This is a genomic window from Candidatus Electronema sp. TJ (assembly GCF_048287355.1).
In the GTDB taxonomy this organism is placed as follows: Bacteria; Desulfobacterota; Desulfobulbia; order Desulfobulbales; family Desulfobulbaceae; genus Electronema.
The window spans coordinates 1-2,836 of the sequence record NZ_JBLWEP010000188.1 but is presented as its reverse complement, the minus strand read 5'-3'; the positions used below and the strand labels follow the sequence as shown (position 1 = coordinate 2,836).

4 protein-coding genes are annotated in these 2,836 nt (G+C 56.7%); 2 read left to right on the top strand and 2 right to left on the bottom strand.

Features of this window, described 5'->3' with window-relative positions:
- Positions 1 to 105: 105 nt before the first annotated feature.
- A complete protein-coding gene (locus ACNKID_RS11005) occupies positions 106 to 978 on the bottom strand; it encodes a shikimate dehydrogenase (RefSeq protein WP_417913477.1) in 873 nt (290 codons plus the stop codon).
- Positions 953 to 1,912: a DMT family transporter gene (locus ACNKID_RS11000; protein ID WP_417913476.1), complete on the bottom strand. Its 960-nt coding sequence runs from the start codon at positions 1,910 to 1,912 to the stop codon at positions 953 to 955. The genes ACNKID_RS11005 and ACNKID_RS11000 overlap by 26 nt, the downstream gene beginning before the upstream one ends.
- A gap of 276 nt (positions 1,913 to 2,188) precedes the next feature.
- Between ACNKID_RS11000 and ACNKID_RS10995 the strand changes: the two genes are divergently transcribed.
- Complete coding sequence (locus ACNKID_RS10995) at positions 2,189 to 2,356, top strand: hypothetical protein (RefSeq protein ID WP_417913475.1); 168 nt, start codon at positions 2,189 to 2,191, stop codon at positions 2,354 to 2,356.
- 6 nt (positions 2,357 to 2,362) lie between these two features.
- A partial coding sequence (locus tag ACNKID_RS10990; protein WP_417913474.1) for a hypothetical protein occupies positions 2,363 to 2,836 on the top strand: 474 nt, incomplete at its 3' end.

Here is a 2,836-nt window from a genome sequence, read left to right as displayed (position 1 = left end):
ATGCTCCAGCTGTATATGCCGATCACGTTAAACAGATTATTTCGATCTACTATGTGTCATCTTTCCCGATGACTGTTTTGAACGAGGAATGTATTTTCTGTTGATTCATCTCAGAAAGCTGCCGCATACGGCGCATATCGTTCTGCGCAGCAGCCCCTCCTCCAGTGCGGCGCGCATGACTTGCTCCGGCGCGGGCACACCTGTCCAGATGCGAAACTGTTCCGCGCCCTGATGGAGCAGCATGGCAAGGCCGTCAACAGTGCGGCAGCCTGCGGTCTTGGCCTTATTCAGTAGACGGGTCTCCAGCGGAGCGTAAACAATATCCATCACAGCAGAAAATTTGCTCAACAGGTGCGGTGGAATGATGATGCCCTCTGTGTTCGGCTCCATGCCCACCGACGTGGTGTTGATGAACACATCCGCTGTCAGCCAAGGCAGATCATCCAGCGCGATGAACTCGCTGTTCAGCCACTGCGCCAGCTCTTGACCGCTTTCCGCTGTCCGGTTGGTGATCACCACCTCCGCGCCCGCCTCGATCAGGCCGAAACCGACGGCCTTGGCCGCGCCGCCCGCGCCCGCCACCACCACCCGTTTGCCGCGCAGTTCAACTTGAGCCGCCGCCAAAGCCGCGTTGGCTCCCAGCCAGTCGGTGTTGAAGCCCCGAACTATCGTCCTGCCTTCGGAATCCTGCCGCAGGAGCAGGGTGTTGACCGCGCCGATTTTGTCAGCTACAGGGTCCAGCTCGTCTAAAAAAGGAATAACCGCCTCCTTGTGGGGCACCGTGACGCTCGCGCCCCTGAAGCCAAGGCTGCGCAGGCCGCTCATCGCCTGCGCCACGTCGTTCACCGGCATTGGCACATACACCCGGTTCATGCCCAAGCTAGCAAAGGCGGCGTTGTGCATGGCCGGACTGAGCGAGTGACGCACCGGATTGCCGATGATGCCGAAGAGTTCAGTGCTGCCGTTGATCTGTGGCATGAGGTTCACCTTGCTTCTGTTTGAGAAACATGCAGGAGGCTGGCTCATCCGCCCCCTGCTGCACAATCAGCATCGCCGCGACAATCAGCACCAAACCCGGCAGCACCTGCGCCGAGGGCAGCGGATGGCCGCAGAACCATTCAACTGCCAAAATGAAGGGCGGATAAAGATAGCTGTAGGCCATGACTCTGGTCGGACCGAGCCGCAGGGTGCAGAACTGGCTGAGGAAAAAGCTGATGATGGTGCAGAACACGGCTAAATAGGCGGTTCCAGCCCAGACGGTCAGCGAGATGTCACGCCACGGCACATCGGGCAGGCGCGGCCCGGCCAGAATCAGCAGCCAGCCGCTGCCGGTGACTAAAATCCAGAAGGTCATCACGCTCATCGGCTCGTCGCGGTGAAAGAGTCTGACCAAAGGCGTGTAAAAAGCCATTAGCAGGCAGCTGAGAAAGAAGAGCGGATCGCCGGGATTGAGGTCAAAGGCCAGCAGCCGCTCCATGCTGCCGTGAAACAGCACCCAGATTGCGCCGACAGTGGCGGGAATCATCGCCAGAAGGCGATTACGACCCAGACGCTCGCGCAGCAGCACTGCGCTGTACAGGCCGGAGATGCTTGGCACCAAGGTGAATATCACGCCGGTGTTGAGGGCGGTGGTCGAACGCAGGGAAAGATACATCAGCCAGAAGAATCCGGTCAGGGTGAAGCTGATGCAGGCGTAGCCAAAGAGCTGCTGCCAGCAGGGCAGGCGCAGGCTGTTTCGCCAAGCGGTCAGGGGCATGAAGAGCAAGGCGGCCAAAACGAAGCGGATCAAGGTCAGCACCGCCGGATCCATGCCGTCCGCCACCGCCTTGCTGACCGTGAATGAGGTGGCGATCAGCATCGCGGCCAGCAGCATCAGTGCGTGAATCCGCCAGATTGTTCCGAGCTGTCTCATCGGGCATGAAAGTTGATCTGAGTATGCAGCAGTGTATGCTCGGCAGCAAGGGATGTCAAGCTTTGCGGCGCATCCGCGCAAGAACCAATGGTGATTTATGAGCGGCGTTTAAAAAATAGATTGAATTATTCATGAAAACAATATAAAATCTGACGCTTGTTTCCAGATTGGCCTCCTCCGCCCGGCTTCGAAAGAGATGAATGCCGAGTCCATGCCTGTTCGATGAAAAATCAACAAGAACACACGTTATGTATGCCGATTGGAACTTCAGAAAAGATGGAAGTGGAATGTATTAAATACGGCGAAAAGATGGATTCCGCTGATGCGGCGTGCAGGCATCCCGGCGATTACTGCCAATACAGAACATCCTGCATGATTCAGTTCATCGAGAGGGAAAACCGGGGAAAAGATCAAGCGGAGAAACAGGAAAACAAGGCTGGCTGAGCGGTTATGTGTTTTCTTGGCAAATTATTTGGCAGCAAAAGCAAGCAGTCCGCGCCGCCAGCAGCGCGTCCTCCCCGTCCTGAAGGCTGGAATTTTACCTATGCCGATTTGATGGCCGAAATGAAGGCTGGAAAGCGGCATTCGATCGGGCAGCCGGAGCTGGATTGGGCGCGTGATTACGAACGCAGCCTGATTCCGGCGGAAATGCGCTTTCCGCAGAAAGGCGATGTGTACGAAGCCCTTCAGGACATGGAAGTTGAGTTCATGACCGCATGGGCTGCGCCGTTCACGGGCGGCGGCAAAGGAATACTCATGCAAGGCGAGCGGGTGATTGTGCATTTTGAACCTGCTGAGGCGAAGCCGATTGGGGCGTATGCGAAGGCTGTGGAATATAAAGCGGTTGAAGAGCGCATGGTTCCTGCAAGCGAACGAACTTCGCGGAAGTATGGAGGATTTTATTTCTATTTCAGCACGGTTGAG

Excerpts from the sequence above, each read along its gene's own strand:
- ACNKID_RS11005 (WP_417913477.1), bottom strand. The coding sequence starts at position 978 with ATGCCACAGATCAACGGCAGCACTGAACTCTTCGGCATCATCGGCAAT.
- ACNKID_RS11000 (WP_417913476.1), bottom strand. The coding sequence starts at position 1,912 with ATGAGACAGCTCGGAACAATCTGGCGGATTCACGCACTGATGCTGCTG.
- ACNKID_RS10995 (WP_417913475.1), top strand. The coding sequence starts at position 2,189 with ATGGAAGTGGAATGTATTAAATACGGCGAAAAGATGGATTCCGCTGAT.